This window comes from Iningainema tapete BLCC-T55, assembly GCF_014698965.1.
Taxonomy (GTDB): domain Bacteria; phylum Cyanobacteriota; class Cyanobacteriia; order Cyanobacteriales; family Nostocaceae; genus Iningainema; species Iningainema tapete.
Map to the genome: position 1 here is coordinate 32100 of NZ_JACXAE010000128.1, position 17318 is coordinate 49417.

13 protein-coding genes are annotated in these 17318 nt (G+C 41.8%); 9 read left to right on the top strand and 4 right to left on the bottom strand.

What is annotated here, in order from left to right; translation table 11 throughout:
* The first annotated feature begins 89 nt into the window (after window positions 1-89).
* The 4 genes from ICL16_RS42635 to folE all read left to right on the top strand — a co-directional run bounded on the left by ICL16_RS42635 (window position 90) and on the right by folE (window position 4047).
* Window positions 90-1115: a long-chain acyl-[acyl-carrier-protein] reductase gene (locus ICL16_RS42635; RefSeq protein WP_190838405.1), complete on the top strand. Its 1026-nt coding sequence runs from the start codon at window positions 90-92 to the stop codon at window positions 1113-1115.
* A gap of 64 nt (window positions 1116-1179) precedes the next feature.
* Entirely contained in the window at window positions 1180-2175 is a 996-nt protein-coding gene (locus ICL16_RS42640; RefSeq protein WP_190838407.1) for an acetyl-CoA carboxylase carboxyltransferase subunit alpha, read from the top strand.
* 344 nt (window positions 2176-2519) lie between these two features.
* Window positions 2520-3242 (top strand): SDR family oxidoreductase, encoded by a 723-nt coding sequence (locus tag ICL16_RS42645; protein WP_190838409.1) that lies wholly within the window; start codon window positions 2520-2522, stop codon window positions 3240-3242.
* A 97-nt stretch (window positions 3243-3339) separates the two neighbouring features.
* On the top strand, window positions 3340-4047 hold the full coding sequence (gene folE, locus ICL16_RS42650) for a GTP cyclohydrolase I FolE (protein ID WP_190838411.1): 708 nt from the start codon (window positions 3340-3342) through the stop codon (window positions 4045-4047).
* Window positions 4048-4096: 49 nt separating this feature from the next.
* Here folE and ICL16_RS42655 read toward each other — a convergent pair whose 3' ends face one another.
* Window positions 4097-4726: a phosphoribosylanthranilate isomerase gene (locus ICL16_RS42655; RefSeq protein ID WP_190838414.1), complete on the bottom strand. Its 630-nt coding sequence runs from the start codon at window positions 4724-4726 to the stop codon at window positions 4097-4099.
* A 110-nt stretch (window positions 4727-4836) separates the two neighbouring features.
* On the opposite strand from ICL16_RS42655, the gene psaK (ICL16_RS42660) reads away from it, so the two are divergent.
* The 3 genes from psaK (ICL16_RS42660) to ICL16_RS42670 all read left to right on the top strand — a co-directional run bounded on the left by psaK (ICL16_RS42660) (window position 4837) and on the right by ICL16_RS42670 (window position 7017).
* Complete coding sequence (gene psaK / locus ICL16_RS42660; RefSeq protein ID WP_190838415.1) at window positions 4837-5091, top strand: photosystem I reaction center subunit PsaK; 255 nt, start codon at window positions 4837-4839, stop codon at window positions 5089-5091.
* A gap of 245 nt (window positions 5092-5336) precedes the next feature.
* Window positions 5337-5615, top strand: coding sequence for a photosystem I reaction center subunit PsaK (gene psaK, locus ICL16_RS42665; RefSeq protein WP_190838417.1), 279 nt, complete (start codon window positions 5337-5339; stop codon window positions 5613-5615).
* Window positions 5616-5820: 205 nt separating this feature from the next.
* On the top strand, window positions 5821-7017 hold the full coding sequence (locus ICL16_RS42670; RefSeq protein WP_190838419.1) for a site-2 protease family protein: 1197 nt from the start codon (window positions 5821-5823) through the stop codon (window positions 7015-7017).
* A 5-nt stretch (window positions 7018-7022) separates the two neighbouring features.
* Here ICL16_RS42670 and sipA read toward each other — a convergent pair whose 3' ends face one another.
* Together sipA and ICL16_RS42680 are read right to left on the bottom strand one after the other, a co-directional pair.
* Window positions 7023-7268: a regulatory protein SipA gene (gene sipA, locus ICL16_RS42675; protein ID WP_190838421.1), complete on the bottom strand. Its 246-nt coding sequence runs from the start codon at window positions 7266-7268 to the stop codon at window positions 7023-7025.
* A 66-nt stretch (window positions 7269-7334) separates the two neighbouring features.
* Window positions 7335-13601, bottom strand: coding sequence for an EAL domain-containing protein (locus tag ICL16_RS42680; RefSeq protein WP_190838423.1), 6267 nt, complete (start codon window positions 13599-13601; stop codon window positions 7335-7337).
* Between the two features lie 47 nt (window positions 13602-13648).
* On the opposite strand from ICL16_RS42680, the gene ICL16_RS42685 reads away from it, so the two are divergent.
* The gene (locus ICL16_RS42685; RefSeq protein ID WP_337907224.1) at window positions 13649-16252 is read left to right on the top strand and encodes an exo-alpha-sialidase; all 2604 of its coding nucleotides are present in this window, start codon (window positions 13649-13651) and stop codon (window positions 16250-16252) included.
* Between the two features lie 22 nt (window positions 16253-16274).
* Complete coding sequence (locus tag ICL16_RS46550; RefSeq protein ID WP_190838440.1) at window positions 16275-16442, top strand: Uma2 family endonuclease; 168 nt, start codon at window positions 16275-16277, stop codon at window positions 16440-16442.
* A gap of 95 nt (window positions 16443-16537) precedes the next feature.
* Here the strand turns inward: ICL16_RS46550 and ICL16_RS42695 are convergent, their stop codons facing one another.
* Window positions 16538-17281 (bottom strand): Rpn family recombination-promoting nuclease/putative transposase, encoded by a 744-nt coding sequence (locus ICL16_RS42695; RefSeq protein WP_337907225.1) that lies wholly within the window; start codon window positions 17279-17281, stop codon window positions 16538-16540.
* Window positions 17282-17318 lie beyond the last annotated feature (37 nt).

Consider the following 17318-nt stretch of genomic DNA (forward strand, 5'->3'; position numbering starts at 1 on the left):
AGTTAATGGCAATGAACAATTAACCATTCTTCTATTCCCATTTATAGTTACTTTTCAAATCTACCCAAGGCACGCCTAATAAACCGTTCATGTTTGGTCTAATCGGACATCTTACTAGTTTGGAACACGCGCAAGCGGTAGCTAGAAATTTAGGCTACCCAGAATATGCAGATCAAGGGCTAGATTTTTGGTGCAGCGCACCGCCCCAAATTGTCGATAACATTACTGTTACCAGTGTTACCGGGCAGAAAATTGAAGGGCGATATGTAGAATCTTGCTTTTTGCCAGAAATGCTAGCAACACGTCGCATTAAAGCAGCGACTCGTAAAATCCTCAATGCAATGGCACATGCTCAAAAGCATGGGATAAATATCACGGCTTTAGGCGGTTTTTCTTCAATTATTTTTGAAAACTTTAATTTGGAGCAGTTTAGACAAGTTCGTAACATTAAATTGGAATTTGAACGCTTCACTACAGGCAATACTCACACTGCTTATATTATTTCTCAACAAGTAGAGCAAGCTTCCAAGCAGGTGGGCATTGAGCTATCAAAAGCAACTGTTGCGGTGTGTGGAGCAACGGGAGATATTGGCAGTGCTGTTTGTCGTTGGTTAGACAACAAAACAGATGTCAAGGAACTGTTGTTGATTGCCCGTAACCCCGAACGTCTCCAAGCATTACAAACCGAACTGGGGCGGGGCAAAATTATGTCCTTAGAAGAAGCTTTACCCGAAGCTGATATTGTGGTTTGGGTGGCGAGTATGCCCAAAGGTGTGGAAATTGATCCCACCGTGTTAAAACAACCTTGTTTGCTAATTGATGGTGGTTATCCCAAAAATCTGGCAACAAAAATCCGGCATCCTGGTGTTCACGTACTTAATGGCGGCATTGTGGAACATTCTTTGGATATTGACTGGAAAATTATGAATATCGTCAATATGGATGTTCCCGCACGCCAATTATTTGCTTGTTTTGCCGAATCTATGCTGCTGGAATTTGAGAAGTTATACACTAACTTTTCTTGGGGACGCAATCAGATTACTGTAGAAAAAATGGAGCAAATTGGTCAAGCCTCAGTAAAACACGGATTTAGACCACTTTTAGTTGACAGTTAACAGTTAACAGTTAACAGTTAGCCGTTAACTGTTAACTCCACACTCTTCACTCTTCCTTTGGAAAATGGCTACTATTGAGCGTAAACCCTTACTGTTGGATTTTGAAAAGCCACTGGCGGAACTAGCAACCAGAATTGAGCAAATTCGGCAACTAGCAGAGGAAAATGGCGTCGATGTTTCTAGTCAAATTCGTCAACTAGAAGCACGCGCTATGCAATTGCGTGAGGAAATTTTTAGTAGTTTATCGCCTTCTCAGCGACTACAAGTTGCTCGTCACCCCCGTCGCCCTAGTACTCTTGATTACATTCAGGCAATTAGTGATGAATGGATGGAGTTACATGGCGATCGCTGTGGTTCTGACGATCCGGCTTTAATTGGTGGTGTCGGTCGTTTAGATGGGCAACCTGTGGTAATGTTGGGTCATCAAAAAGGTCGCGATACTAAAGACAATATTGCCCGTAACTTTGGTATGGCGACTCCTGGCGGTTATCGTAAGGCGCTGCGGTTGATGGAACATGCCAACAAATTTGGGATGCCGATTTTAACTTTTATTGACACTCCAGGGGCTTTGCCAACTGTCATTGCTGAACAACAAGGCGCAGGTGAAGCGATCGCCTATAATTTACGAGAGATGTTTTGCTTAGATGTGCCAATCATCTCCACAGTCATCGGTGAAGGCGGTTCTGGTGGTGCCTTGGGTATTGGTGTTGGCGATCGCCTGTTAATGTTTGAACATTCCGTTTACACTGTTGCTACCCCTGAAGCCTGCGCTGCCATTTTGTGGAAAGATGCTAGTAAAGCTCATATGGCTGCTGTGGCGCTCAAAATCATCTCTCACGATTTGAAAAACTTGGGCATTATCGACCAAATCTTACCTGAACCTACTGGTGGCGCTCATTCCGATCCCATCGGTGCGGCTACTACTCTCAAGCAAGCTTTGTTAGATAATTTAGAGCAACTTTACAGCTTCACCGCTCATGAAAGACGCCAACTTCGTTATGAAAAATTCCGCAAAATTGGTGTTTTTACTGAAGTTGCTCACTTGTCTGACTTGAGATGATTAATCGTTAAGCAGCAATGCTATAATACCTATGGCAAGTTAAGATTTTTTAAGAATCTTCATCTGTCATAGGTGGTAACTTTTGTTTTTATCAATCATTCCTGAGACGCCCCCACCAGGGCGTCTGTACGTTATTCATAGGTTAAAAATCTTTAACCTACTGACTAATCATTTTCAGAACAAGTTAATGGCAAGAATTTTTGCACCACATTTAGTTATGTAAGATAGCAGTTGAAAAAGGAAACTTATCAAAATTTAAGGTTTGTTTAATTTATCTCAGCCGAGAAATTTGAATAATCGAAGTGGCGATCGCGTAATTGCAGCTCAAAAAATTAGAGGAAAACATGAATTTTGAGCAAAAAAGACGCGCCTTAATAACTGGCGCAAGCAGTGGCATTGGCAAAGCGACAGCTTTGGCATTTGCAAAGGCAGGAATAGATGTTGCTTTAGTCAGCCGTTCTGCTGATAAATTAGCAGCAGTCTGTGCAGCAGCAAAACATGCAGGAGTAGAAGCAACAGCATATCCTGTTGATTTAGCTTGTGTATCCCAAGTCAAAGAAAAAATAGCAAAGATTGCCCACTCAGGCAACATAGATATTTTAGTCAACAACGCTGGGATGGGATACACAGCCAATTTGAGCGAAACCCCACTAGAAGATTGGCAACAAGTAATAGATTTAAATCTTACCAGTGTGTTTCAGTGCATTATGGGAATTTTACCCAAAATGCGCGAACAAGGACACGGCACAATTATCAACGTCGCCTCAATTGCTGGTAAACAAGCATTTGCGGGTTGGGGAGCATATTGTGTCAGCAAAGCTGGTTTAATTTCCCTTTCACAAACCCTAGCACAAGAAGAACGCTCACGGGGCATTCGTGTGACAGCAATTTGTCCTGGTGCAGTCAACACCGAAATCTGGGATACAGAAACTGTCAACGTCAACTTTGACAGATCTAAAATGTTAACCCCCGAAATTGTGGCTCAATCAATTCTCCACACTGCTATGTTGCCACCACAGGCAGTTGTTGAGGAATTAACTTTAATGTCAAATGCCGGAACTTTATGAGTAATGAGTATTTATTGCTCACTCCTGACTTTTGACTTTTGAATGCGTGATTTTTGACTTCGCCCTTTGGGCGTGACACCCTACCCAAGACTTAAATATGACTATCGCTAGTTCTAACGGTATCAACGGCTGTCAATCTCCTCTAATTCCTGATTTATCGGAAGCAATTAACACCAGACCAGATCGCAACACTCATAATGGAAGAGAACCGCAACTGCATCCGCCCAAAGAAGAGCAATTGGAGCCGATGATGGATGCCGTGAGAACATTATTGGTGGGTGTAGGTGAAGATCCCGAACGCGAGGGACTTTTAAAGACTCCCAAACGTGTCGCAGAGGCAATGCGGTTTCTCACTAGTGGTTATAACCAGTCACTAGAAGAACTCGTTAATGATGCCATCTTTGATGAAGGTCATAATGAGATGGTGTTAGTCAGGGATATCAATTTCTTTAGCTTGTGCGAACACCACATGTTACCATTTATGGGCAAAGCTCATGTCGCGTACATCCCTAACCAAAAAGTTGTCGGATTGAGTAAACTTGCCCGCATTGTGGAAATGTATTCTCGCCGCTTACAAGTTCAAGAAAGACTTACTCGGCAAATTGCTGAAGCCGTTCAAACTATTCTCCAACCACAAGGAGTTGCGGTTGTGATGGAGGCTACCCACATGTGTATGGTAATGCGTGGTGTGCAAAAACCTGGTTCTTGGACTGTCACCAGTGCTTTAATGGGAGTGTTTCAAGAAGAGCAAAAAACCCGCGAAGAATTCTTCAACTTAATTCGCCACCAACCATCTTTCTTTTAAATCTGTAGAGACGCGATGAATCGCGTCTCTACGTCTTTTCTGGAGATGTCTATTTTGTCGCTAGCCTTTCAAACAATTTAGCAACCTTATCCAAATCCTTGTCTCCGGGGGCGCGTTCTACACCACTTGATAAATCGATGCCACTAGGTTTAACTTGACTTAGAGCTTGAACAACGTTGTCTGGGTTGAGTCCCCCTGCTAACATCCAAGGACAATCAGGGTTAAATTGCTCTAACATTTTCCAATCTAATGTTTTGCCTGTACCACCAAGTTGATTTGGATGGTAGGCATCGAGTAGTAGGGTATCTACACTGCTAGTGTAGGCTCGCGCTTCCTCTAAATCCTCTGCACTACTTATTCTCAATGCTTTAATTATTTCCACATTGGGTAACATTTGCCGCAACTGCACAGCAAACTCCTTTGACTCATCTGCGTGCAACTGAACGCCTGTTAACCCAGACTCAACTACTATTTGAGTAATTTCCTCTATTGTCGAGTTGGCAAAAACTCCGATTTTGTGAACTTGTTGGGGCAGTTGTTCTACTACTGCACGAATTTGTGCCACATTGACGTAGCGTTTTGTGGCTGGAACACAAATAAATCCTAACGCAGTTGCACCCAGCGAGGCGATCGCCACTCCCTGTTGTGGTTGGGTAATTCCGCAAATCTTTACTCGCATTGCTCTGAAAATTATAAATTTTTGTAGCAATTATAACATACAATTGTAATTTAGTAAACAATTTCTCAGATAATCTGATAATCTTGTTGTATGTTTTGAGGAGAAAAAGCTTGATTTCACCAACAATACTTGCAGTCGCTTCCACTGTTCCTGTAACACCTGAATGGAATCAGAATGTCGGGATAATTATCAGTGTTAGTTGTTTAGTAGCTCTAGTATTAACTTTCAAAATTCAGAAACCCCAAGTTGGTCCCAAAGTGCCATTACTTCCCATCAGTATTCCGGCATTTATCGCGGCAATGTGTTTCGGTCATTTGGTTGGCGTGGGTATTGTTTTGGGACTAACCAACATCGGCGGCTTGTAGGGTAACCGTGAATTGTAGAGACGTTCCGGCGGATTTTGGAGACTTTCCGGTGGAACGTCTCTACGGGTAAACAATAATATTTATAAATTCAAAAAAATTTAAATTAATTCTATTCCTTTGATAATAATTGTCTTCAAAATATACATATAACCTGATATATTTCAATACCTCCTGGGATAGAAGATTATAAAACTTCATTCGACGGACTATAGTTAAGTCAATTTATGAATTTGGGAGAAATAACTATGATTTCTTCAATTTTATTCGCAGTTCAATCTACTGTTCCCAATAGTGCTGTTGAATTAAACGCAACTGGCACAGCAATTATCATCGTTGCTAGTGTATTATCCCTGTTGATCATACCCCGCGTAGTTCGCTACCCCCACGTTGGTCCGAAGATGCCCCTTCCTTTCCCAGCTATATTCAACGATCCCAGCGTTGGTACATTCCTCGCCGCACTAAGTACTGGTCATATAATTGGTATTGGTGCTGTTTTGGGATTAACCAATCTTGGTGCAATATAGAACTAAGTTGATGTGCGCTTAACAAAGCAGTTAGGAAGAGTCCGATGAAGCTCCTCCTGACTGCTTAAATTGTTTATGCTAGAGATATGATTCTAGAGTGAGCGCGGCTGATTCCTATTTAAGTAGGGCGCAAGTTATTCTGAAAAAAAGTTACAAATGATACGTAGATTGTAACAGTTGTCAATATTTGTTTTCGGATAGTGTAATGCAAGCAAACTGGAAAATCGGATCTTTATTTGGAATTCCGCTGTTTTTAGACCCCTTGTGGTTTGTAATATTAGGGTTGGCAACCCTAAACTTTGGTGTAGCATACCAGGCGTGGGGACCTGTTTTGGCTTGGAGTGCTGGGGTAGTAATGGCACTGCTGTTATTTGGTTCGGTGCTATTACACGAGTTGGGACATAGTTTAGTGGCGCGAAGTCAAGGCATAAAAGTTAACTCGATCACTTTGTTTTTGTTTGGTGGGATTGCTTCGATAGAAGAAGAATCTAAAACACCAGAACGAGCATTTCAAGTAGCGATCGCCGGACCTTTAGTTAGTATTGCACTTTTTTTGGTGCTCAAATTGCTAGGAGACGTATTACCTAACACCAGCCCAGCGGCGGAAATGGTGAAAGATTTGGCAAGAATAAACCTAGTTCTGGCGCTATTTAATTTAATTCCCGGCTTACCTCTAGATGGAGGACAAGTTTTAAAAGCGGCACTGTGGAAAGCAACAGGAAACCGCTTTCAAGCAGTAAAGTTGGCAGCCAAAGCAGGGCAAATCTTGGGTTATGGAGCGATCGCTTTAGGGTTTATTGTCGATTACATGACAGGCGAATTAGTAACTGGTTTGTGGATTGCTTTATTAGGTTGGTTTGGCATCCGCAACGCCACCAGCTACGATCGCGTAACCACTTTACAAGAAACTTTACTACAGCTAGTTGCCTCTCAAGCCATGACGCGGGACTTTCGCGTAGTAGATGCTAACCAAACTTTGCGCTCCTTTGCCGACTTGTACCTGTTAGAAAGTAACGCCCCACAAATTTATTTTGCCGAGTCAGATGGACGTTACCGGGGTATAGTTTCTCTAGCGGATTTGCGCTTGGTAGAACGTAGTCAATGGGAAACTCAAACTTTACAAAGTATAGTGCATCCCCTGACAGAAATTCCTACAGTGGCTGAATCAACCACAATAGCTGAGGTAATTAACAAACTAGAGAATGAACAACTACCTAGCATCACTGTTCTTTCTCCTGCTGGTGCTGTTGCAGGTATAATTGATCGGGGAGACATCATCCGTACATTAGCACAAAAGTTAAATTTACCGATTAGCGATGCCGAAATCAAGCGCATCAAAGAAGAAGGTAGCTACCCACCAGGTTTGCAACTAGCAGCCCTTGCCAAATCCACCACCAATTAACACAGCTACGTTAACTGATGAGATTCAGTAGAATTGTCAAGACTTTCAATGTACTGACTATCGAGCAGAAAAGTTCCTTGGGCAAAGCGTACACCCCAATATCCCCCAGGACGACGATCAATCACAACACCTTCTTCGTCAAGATGAATTACATCTGGTGGGCGTAGCATGGGCATAGGATCAGCAGTTTTCACGTAAGGTGGTAGTGCGACAACGCGAACTTTACTACCAATGGTAAATTCTTTAGACATTTTGAGGGAATTATAAGTTATGAGTTTTAAATTAACTCATAACTGCACATGGGCGATTAATTGCGTCTACCACTGAGGGTTAGTCATAATTAATGCGGATGCCGCAGAAGTATCTAATGCCGGAGAGAAAAAACATCCCTGTCCATATTCGCAGTTTAACTGTTTCAGGAATGCGAGTTGAGATGCTGTTTCGACTCCTTCGGCTGTCACATGATAACCTAGTTTATGTGCTAAAGTGATGATCGCTTCAATAATTTCCCGATTGCTAGCAGGAGCATTCATTGAGCTGACAAAGGAACGGTCGATTTTTAAGCTATTAATTGGAAAGCTGTGCAAACGAGCTAATGATGAATAGCCAATGCCAAAGTCGTCAATCGATAACTTAATTCCCAGCTGACGCAACTGCTCAAGTGCGTTCAATGCCACATCACCTTCCATAATAGCGCTTTCGGTAATTTCTAATATTAAAGCCTCAGCCTCAAGATTGGTGAATTGTAAAATATCAGATATCTGCTTGATTAAATCCGGTTGAGAAAATTGCTTGACAGATAAATTAACACTGATTAGCAGCGAACGTGTACTCGTGCGCCGCATTGTTTGCATAAAGCGACAAGCTTCCTCTAGCACCCAATTACCAATCTCGACAATTAGTCCAGTTTCTTCCGCCAAAGGGATAAAATCAGCCGGATAAATCAGACCGCGTTCGGGATGCTGCCAACGCACCAAAGCTTCAAAACCTGATATCATACCATTCGTGAACGAAATAATCGGTTGGTAATTAACTCGAAACTCACAGCGTTCAATTGCTCGACGCAAATCTGTTTCTAACTGCAATCTGGCTACAGCACGAGCGTACATATCCGAGTTGAAAAGTTCACTTCGCCCCCTACCCAGCGCCTTGGCTCGGTACATCGCTGTATCAGCATCTCTGAGTATATCTTCTGGTCGGTGGTAATTTACTGTCGAACTCAGGGCAATGCCAATACTTGCCGTAGTAAACACGAATTGCCCATCAAGCTCAAAGGGTAACGACAAGGTTTGTTGAATCTGGTTAGCAACATCAACTGCAACGCTGGCATCTTTAAGCCCAACCAGCAAAACTGTGAACTCGTCTCCCCCAAGACGTGCTACTATATTGCTAGATCCCAGACAAACTTTTAAGCGGTTGGCGATCGCAATTAGGAATCGATCTCCTAGTATATGTCCCAGACTATCATTGATCACCTTAAAGCCATCCAAGTCCAGAAACAACACAGCAAATAGTAAATTTTCTTGCTGTGCCAAATCAATGGCATTTTTAAGGCGTTCCATAAACAAAGCACGGTTTGGTAAACCCGTCAGTGCATCATGGAACGCATCATGATGTAATTGTGACTCTGCCCGCTTGCGCCCAGTGATATCAGTAGAGATTCCGCATACAGCATATACCTTTCCGGCAGAGTCTTTGAGGGGAACCTTGATCGAAATATAGAAGTGTAAGCCGTCTTCTCGAGGTATAACTTCCTCAAATTCTATCGGATTTCCTGTAGCGAAAACCTGACGATCGTTCTCCCGCATGGTGTCAGCAATCGCACTTGGGAGAAAATCGTAGTCAGTCTTACCCTTAATTTCCTCTGGGTTAAGACCTAACTTAGTCGCAACGTGGCGGTTTACCAGAATGAATTTGCCCTCAATGTCCTTGACGTAGATCAATGCTGTAGAATTATCCAAGATGGCTTGTAGTCGCTCCTGGCTCTGTGTTAGTGCTGACTCCATCTGCAAGCGATCGGTAATTTCCGCTTCTAGTTGCCTGTTAACCTCTAATAGTTCTGTATTTTTAACCTTAAGTTCTTGAGAGTATGCTTGTAGGTTAGTGTAAAGTTGAGCATTTTCCGTTGATATGGATATTTGCGCCGTTAATAATTTTAAAACGGACAATCTATCGGTGGTAAAAGCACTCTCGATCAGGTTATTTTCTAAGTAGAGTATACCCGTCAATTTGCCGCCCTTGAGCAGCGGCATACACAAAACTGATTTCGGCTGTATTTTAACTATATATGGGTCACGGGTGAAATTCCCTGAATGGATGGCATCATGCAAAATAATCGTCTCTTGGGTTCGGCTGACATAATTAACTATGCCTTGAGATAACATTGGGATATCGCTGCTGCCACTGACTGTTTCAATCGGGATAGATGGTAAAACTTTAAATTCATTGCGTTCGACTGTTCCTGATGCTTCAATCACCCATTTTCCCTCAGAACGCAAAGTCAGAAAATAACCTTTCTGTGCCCCCGCATTTTCCAGGACAATTCGCATCATCTTTTCTAACAGGGTATTTAGCACAATTTCGCCTGACAGGGCAAGTGATGCTTTGAGAACGCTGGTCAAATCAATTTCAGTAGATGTTGTTGAGTCTGTGGTTAAAATTGTTGCTGGGGCAAATTTCTCGCCCTGACATTGGGCAAAAAACTGAGGATAGCTTTGTTCCAAATCCCTTACCTTGCTCTTTGCTCCCCAGCAAATATAGCCATAGTGAGCCTTTGTCATATAGAGTTGGGCAAATTCCTCCATTCCCTGCGCCAGATAAAAATTTGCTGCTAACTCATAAGCTAAAGCTTCCTCGTGAATATATCCGTTATCCTTTGCTCCTTTTATAGCTCGTTCATAAAACTTCATTGCTTCAACCACTTGTCCCAAAACTCGTGCCTTTTCTGCCTCCACTAGATCGTAATTGTGCTGAAAATTCATCGGCGCATGAGCAGCCCAGGTTTTCATTTCCTTTTGGTTAGCTGCCACTTGTTCAATATATTGTTTTTGTTCTCGCTCTTCCTGGTTAAGATAATTGGCTAGAAGAGAAAGAGAGTAATAGAAATTATAGTCAGCACAAGCCAATAAACCTTGCATAGATTGTTTATTGACTGCTGCATTTTCAGCACTCTTAACTGCTGTAGTATAATTCTTAAATAAATAACTTAACCTTGTTTTTACTAAAGCAAGTGCAAACAGAGATTGAAGGTTATTTTTTCTTTGTAAAATGGGTACAATTTCAGCTTCATTGAATTCCATTAGTCTATTTGATTCTCCCTCCTCCTCTATTAAACTTAATACTAGCTGCCCCCATATTTTCACATAATACAGAGAAAACTCCTGTTGAATAGACTCAAGAATACTCAGGCAATTTTTATACTTTTGCTTGACATAATCTAAAGGGTATCCTACTAAAACTAAATTAGAGAAGTAGTTAATAGCTGCATAAGAAGCATATTCTATATCTCCGGTTTCAATTAATATTTGTAGTGTTTGCCACAAAGATGCCAAAGTTGTGCGTTTATGTTCTTTCCACTGTCGGATACAACAGTTAAACATTAAGTTAACTTTACCTTCTATTTTTTTGGCATCAAATTGCTTCAACATTTTCAAAGATAGCTTGCCCAGTTGATAGCCTAAATCGAGGTTAGATTGCGTTCGACAAAGAAGCAAGCCATATAAAACATAGGTAAAAGCGGCAAAAGATGAATTTCCATAGTTTACGCATAGCTCCACCATTGTAAATACAATAAATGGAGCTATTGGAGAATTCGTTGTATGAGCCGGGGACCATATAGTCTTTAAGATTCGCATAGCTACCAGTTTATCTGGATCGGTCATTGGGGGAAGATTTTCTAAATCATTAATAGACAGTTGGCTTGGCGATGATTTTGACAGAGATATGCCTAACATATTCAAAAATTCCAGCCCAATATCTATTGAGGCTTGCATCTGGTTTTGAGCAATATAAAGCTGAATTTTCGTTTCATACACATTAGCAAGTTCCCGCGCCGTCTTAACTTTTTGTATAACAACATTAGATAGCAATTCACTTCGGGCGTAGTTCGTGTTTAAATATTCTGCATATACTGCTGAATCATACAAATTTAGCGTCAAGTTGTAATTAGTCTGCCAACTATCTTCTGTTAATAATTTCAGCCCTATATTCAAATACTTGACAGCGGCTTCATAAGCGATCGCTAACTTCGCTTTCTCGGACGCCATCAAATTCAATCTGGCAATCTCCTCTCGTTCATCTGGATGTAGAGACGTACTTGCGGACGATACAACTATATTGAAATGCTCGACAATTTCAAAAATGTTTTCTGATAACCCTTCTGGCACAGTATTCTGCAACATTAGGCGACCAATTTGTAAGTGAATGGCAGTTTTTTGTGTAGAATCAATTAAGGAATAAGCAGCTTGTTGTACTCGATCATGTAGGAATTTAAAACTGACTTCACTGGCGATATTAGCTCCTGCTTCTATTAATTTGTATTTATTATTTAAAGGAATTACTAAACCTGCTTGCATTGCCCCAAACAAATCAGCCAAGACATCAACTGGTGGATGTTGATAGATAATCGCTAAAGTTGCTAGATTGAACTTATTGCCAATACAAGCTGCTAACTGTAAGACGGTTCGAGTCTTTTCTGCTAAAAAGTTAATCTTTCCCGTCATCAATTCCACCACATTGTCGGTGATATCTTTAGCTTGAATTTGAGTAATATCCCAATTCCATCCTACCCCCCTCTGTCCCCCCGAAGTTCGGGGGGATGAAAGAGGGGGGTAATTGAATGGTAATAACTCTTCGGTGTAGAGCGACTTCAAAAACTCAATAGTAAAAAATGCGTTACCTTGAGTTTTATCATAGACTAAATTAGTTAACGATTGACTCTTATTTGGTTCACAGTGTAAAGTATCAGCAATTAAAGCGTTGACATCTTGTACTTTTAAGTTATCTAATTGAATAAAGGACAAAATCCCTCGTTGTTTTTGGATTTCTTCTATTGCGAGCGTTAATGGTTGTAGAGACGTACTTGCGTTCGTCTCTACAACGTTGTCACGATACGCACCGATAATCAGTAAATATTGAAGATTGGTATCGCTCATGATTGTGCTAAGCAGATTCAACGATGCTCCATCTGCCCATTGCAAGTCATCAATGAATAAAACTAGAGGATGCTCAGGCTCGCTGATTGCTTTAACAAAGTTTTGAAAAACTAAATTGAAACGGTTTTGTGCTTCAATTGGCTCCACTTGAACAACGGGTGGTGCAGTGCCAATGATTCGTTCCAATTTAGGGATAACATCGATCAAAACTTGTGCGTTATTACCAACTGCTGCTAGGATTTTTTCTCGCCATTGATTTAATATAAATTCAGGTTCAGCAAGCAGCTGATTGCACAACTCCTGGAAAGCTTGAGAAAGAGCATAGTAGGGAATATTGCGTTGGTACTGCTCAAATTTACCCCAAATGAAATTTCCGCGTTTTTCTGTTATCGGTTTATGAACTTCTCGAACCAATACTGATTTACCCACCCCAGAATATCCAGTAATTAACACCATTTCAATGGCACCGCTGCTCGTTCTTTCAAATGCAGCGAGTAATGTTTCCACCTCACGCTCTCTGCCATACAATTTCTGCGGAATTTGAAAGCTTACGGAAATATCATGCTCACCAAGGGGAAAGACATCAATTTGCCCAGTTGTTTGTAGCAGGTGCAGACATGTTTCTAAATCCGCCTGAATCCCATCAGCTGATTGATAGCGATCGCCGGCATTTTTTGCCATTAACTTCATGATAAGATCGCTGACTATGGATGGTAAAGGCGAACAACCCTTTGCCCCGACAACTAGATGCGGTGGTACTGGCTGTTTGGCAAGATGACAGTGTACCAATTCCAACGCATCTGAACTTTCAAATGGTTTAATACCAGTCAGCAATTCATAGAATGTGACACCTAGAGAGTAAAAATCGCTGCGCAAGTCAACCGCCCGATTCATTCTGCCAGTTTGTTCTGGTGAAATATAAGCAAGCGTGCCTTCTAAAACATTGGGATTGCTCCAAGTAGGATTTTCCCGTGAAAGTACCGTTGAAATGCCAAAGTCGATAATTTTGACTTGCCCGGTGTTGGGATTGAGAACTATGTTGCTGGGATTGATGTCTTTGTGGATAATCTTGGCGGCATGAATTTGACCTAAAATTTTAGTTATAGCTAGAGCCAACTGCAAAAACTCTGATAACTCAAGTTTTCCCACTATTCCCAGTAGCTCCAAAGAGTCGCCACCAAAATCTTCTAACACCATTAAAAGGCGTTCACCGTCACGGAGCAAAGCATAAGCATCAACCACCCCTGGGATTTTTAAGTTACGGGTGACTTTATATTCTCGCTCAAACCAAGCAATACGCTCTGGAGTAGGATAGGCATCTTTAAGAATTTTTAGCACAACGGGTTGCTCTGTGTCTACCCGCAGACCACGATAAATTACAGAATTAGCGCTTTCATACAGTTGAGCCACAAAGCGGTAAGCGGAAATCATAATTTATCGGTGTGCATCTGTGTTTATCTGTGGTTAATTATATAAAAGTGAATGATTACAAGAGATTTGTTGCCAAGAATCATCAAAAATGGACAATAATAGAGACTTTCTCCTGTCAACTAGCGATGCGCACACGTAAACGTTTATTTATTTTACTTTTATCTACTGCACTATTGTTGTTTTTTGTCAATGCTTGCAGGCAAGCTGCTGTCGTCTCCACTCCACCAAAACTTCCCACCCCAAACTACGTATACGCTGCACCCAAGAATTCTCAATTATTCAACTGGAAGAATGTCAATATTCAGGGGATGGGCTATGTGACTGGTTTAGTCGTTAGTCCTGTGTCACCTCATAATGTTTATATTCGCACAGATGTGGGTGGTCCTTACAGATATGACCGAAACAGTAATCAATGGATACCCTTAATGGATAAATATGATTCCAACTTTTGCCAAGGAGGGGTAGGAGTAGAGAGTGTTGCCGTTGCGCCTAAATTAGCGAACACTGTGTATGTAGCAGTTAATTGTCGCAGTTCTACTTTCAAAGAAGGTGACGGTAAGATAAAATACAAATATTCTGGCGAGGTGCTGGTTTCTAACGATAAGGGTGCAAACTGGGCTGCCACAGGTTTAGGAAAACATAATATTTACGTTGGTCCAAATAACGCTTATCGTTCAGATACAGGAGAACGTTTAGCAGTCGATCCGAATAAGTCTGGATTACTTTATTTTGCCTCAAGAAGAGATGGTTTGTGGCGCAAGGATGGAGCGGCTTGGGTGAATGTTAGTGGTTTGCCCAATCCTAGCAGTTTACCAGAATATAAAAATGCTGACGGTTCTGATAATAAAGATATACCAGGTTTCACTTTTGTTGTGTTTGACAAGAATACGGGAAAACCCAACAACCCTACGCAAACTATTTATGTTGGGGTTCATGGTAGTGGTGTGTGGCGCAGTACAAATGGGGGTAGCTCGTGGAGTAATATTGTCGGTGGTAACAATCCGTTGCGTAGTGCGATCGCCTCTGATGGTACGCTTTATGTTAGTTTCGGCACACCAGGAAGCAATGGCAGCAAAACTACTGGTGGTGTGCGCAAGTACTCCAACGGCTCTTGGACTGATATCCATCCCGATGGTACAGACAGAGTTTATTCAGGAATTACTGTGCAGAATAACTCTACCACAGTTATGACCATTTCCGATAAATACGTGTATCGCTCTACAGACGGGGGAAAAAACTGGAAAAAACAAACTATGTACATGGGAGCTTTCGATCCTAATTACCCAAACGATCCGGTTAATTCATCTGCTCCCGGTTATTATCAATCTTACTCCGCAACTGGTGCTGCTGCGATATTTATTGATCCTGGCAACCCCAAACAAGTATGGTGGACGAACGGTTGGGGCGTAGCACGGACAAATGATGTTACCGTTAACACACCAAATTATACATGGTTGATGAGTAATTTGGAAGAGTTGGACGCAAACATGGTGCGTGTTCCACCTAAGCCCAAGCAGCAGGGAGGCGCAGACTTGTTATCTGCCGTGCAAGACATGATTGGTTTTCGTCACGTTAATTATACTCAAGTTCCTAGTAATAAAATTAACCCTAAAAATGTTCGCATCAACCCAGCGTTTAAATGGACAAACCCCAAATGGACTGTATATCCTGTACCTTTTCCCCATGTAGCAGGTGCCACAGGTATGGATTACTCATATAAAAAACCTGACTATGCGGCATTTGTCGGCTTTCACCAATGGCAAGGTTTTTGGCCCGTACATGGTAAGACTAGTGATAATGGTAAAACTTGGCAGGCGTTTGAGTCAATTCCGACAGAAACGTTTTGGAAAGCAGATAAATCTGGGCAGGAGGAAGTTGTCGCGATGGGTGGGCAAATTGCCATGTCCCCAACTAATCCGCAAAACATGGTTTGGGCACCAACTTGGGGAGTTTGGCCTCACTATACTATTGATGGTGGGAAAACGTGGAAGTTGGCTTACAATTTAGATCATGAGGCAAAACCCAATCCCTACGATCCAAAAAATAATGACCATACTCATTATGCAGTTTTGCCTAAGTCTTGGTCTAATAGTATTTCACCGTGGCTAAGTTCTTATGTTTTGGCAAGCGATCGCCAAGATCCACAAGGTAAAACGTTCTACTATTATGATGGTTGGAAGTTCTACTATAGTAAAGATGGTGGTGCGAATTGGCGAAAGGGCGCATCAGGTTTTCCCTCATGGTTAGTTCGTCCAACGATTGTTCCCAATCCTACGCAACAAGGTGATGTTTGGATGAGCTTGGCTCGTAATGTAGAGGATGTTAACGGCAATAAGTTGTATCGTTCTACTGATGGTGGCAAGACTTTTAAAGTTGTTTCATCGGTGGATAGTTGTGAGTTTATCACCTTCGGCAAGGGTAATTCTGAGCAAAAACCTTATATATACATCTTCGGTCGTGTTCGTGGTGCAAGTAAAGATACGATGTACAAATCAGAAAATATGGGGCAAAGCTGGGTGCAAATTAGTAATCCTAATGTACTGCAATTCCCTGGTTTGACACATATGGAAGGGGATATGCGCACACGAAATTTAGTTTATACAGCTTTGACTGGTCGTGGTATAATGGTAGGCTACGCTGAGCGCAAGTAAGTTGATGCGATCGCTATGAGGAATTCCTGAATACTGGATTATCGATCCCACTCAGGGGAAAATTACTGTACTAACTTTAGTAGATGGATTATACGAAGAAGCTGTATTTCAAGGAAGTGCAAACCTTACCTCAACTACTTTCCCCAACTTGAAACTGAAAGCAGCAGAAGTTTTGGGTGCAGGCATGTGAAGTGACGGCAACTTGTGGCAATACTTTTTCAAGAGGCGTTTACTGCCCCCCTTGCTAAGGGGGGTTGGGGGGTTCTTTACGTCTCACTCTGACTGCTAGTTTTGTGCAGCAAGCCTGACTTGCTCTACACTCAATTCTAATGCCTGCGCTACTTGTTCCACAGTCAATCCCAATGCCAAAAACTTGGGTACTGCTTCTAATTTGACTTGCTGGGTGACTTGCTGGGTGACTTCTCGGCGCACTTCCTGCTCCACTTCCTGGCGTACTTCTGGTCGAGCTTCTTTCAAAGCTTCCTGATAAAATCTAGATTGCTTGATATCACTAATTTTAAACATTGCTGCTATCTCCTCCCGACTCATATTGAGAAACTTGTAAACTAAGATTGTCTCTACTAATTCTAACAATTGGCGTTGTTGCGCTGGTGATTCGATTTGTTGTCTGGTTCTGTTGATTAACTGCCTTGCTTTTTCAATGGCTGTATTTTCATTTTCAATCACTAATTTAATGGTAGCAATCCCCACTGGTAGCGATTCAGCTTCCCCTAATTCATCAATATATATACGACTGACTCGCCCGGAAGCAAAGTATTCTTGGTAATGTTTAATATCTCCTGTGTCTAAACTTCGGGTGGGATGGATGACGACTGCACGCCAGTTATTTTTGGGTTGATTCTGCCTCAGGTACAAACAGACTTCCGAAAAAAGCCTTGAGTACATTTCATCATCTGATTGAAACTGCACCTCTACGAAGTAAGTTGTGTTTTCATTTTCAAGTTTGGGCAGAAATACACCATCAATTCTGGTTCTCCCGTATATATGGTGATAAGCTGTTCTAATCACCAAAGCAAGCTAATAACCGATTCCGGAAATTGTTGAA

Coding starts and splice junctions, on each gene's coding strand:
- ICL16_RS42680 (WP_190838423.1), bottom strand. CDS start 13,601: ATGATTTCCGCTTACCGCTTTGTGGCTCAACTGTATGAAAGCGCTAAT.
- ICL16_RS42655 (WP_190838414.1), bottom strand. CDS start 4,726: ATGCGAGTAAAGATTTGCGGAATTACCCAACCACAACAGGGAGTGGCG.
- folE (WP_190838411.1), top strand. CDS start 3,340: ATGACTATCGCTAGTTCTAACGGTATCAACGGCTGTCAATCTCCTCTA.
- ICL16_RS42640 (WP_190838407.1), top strand. CDS start 1,180: ATGGCTACTATTGAGCGTAAACCCTTACTGTTGGATTTTGAAAAGCCA.
- ICL16_RS42635 (WP_190838405.1), top strand. CDS start 90: ATGTTTGGTCTAATCGGACATCTTACTAGTTTGGAACACGCGCAAGCG.
- psaK (WP_190838417.1), top strand. CDS start 5,337: ATGATTTCTTCAATTTTATTCGCAGTTCAATCTACTGTTCCCAATAGT.
- ICL16_RS42645 (WP_190838409.1), top strand. CDS start 2,520: ATGAATTTTGAGCAAAAAAGACGCGCCTTAATAACTGGCGCAAGCAGT.
- sipA (WP_190838421.1), bottom strand. CDS start 7,268: ATGTCTAAAGAATTTACCATTGGTAGTAAAGTTCGCGTTGTCGCACTA.
- ICL16_RS42670 (WP_190838419.1), top strand. CDS start 5,821: ATGCAAGCAAACTGGAAAATCGGATCTTTATTTGGAATTCCGCTGTTT.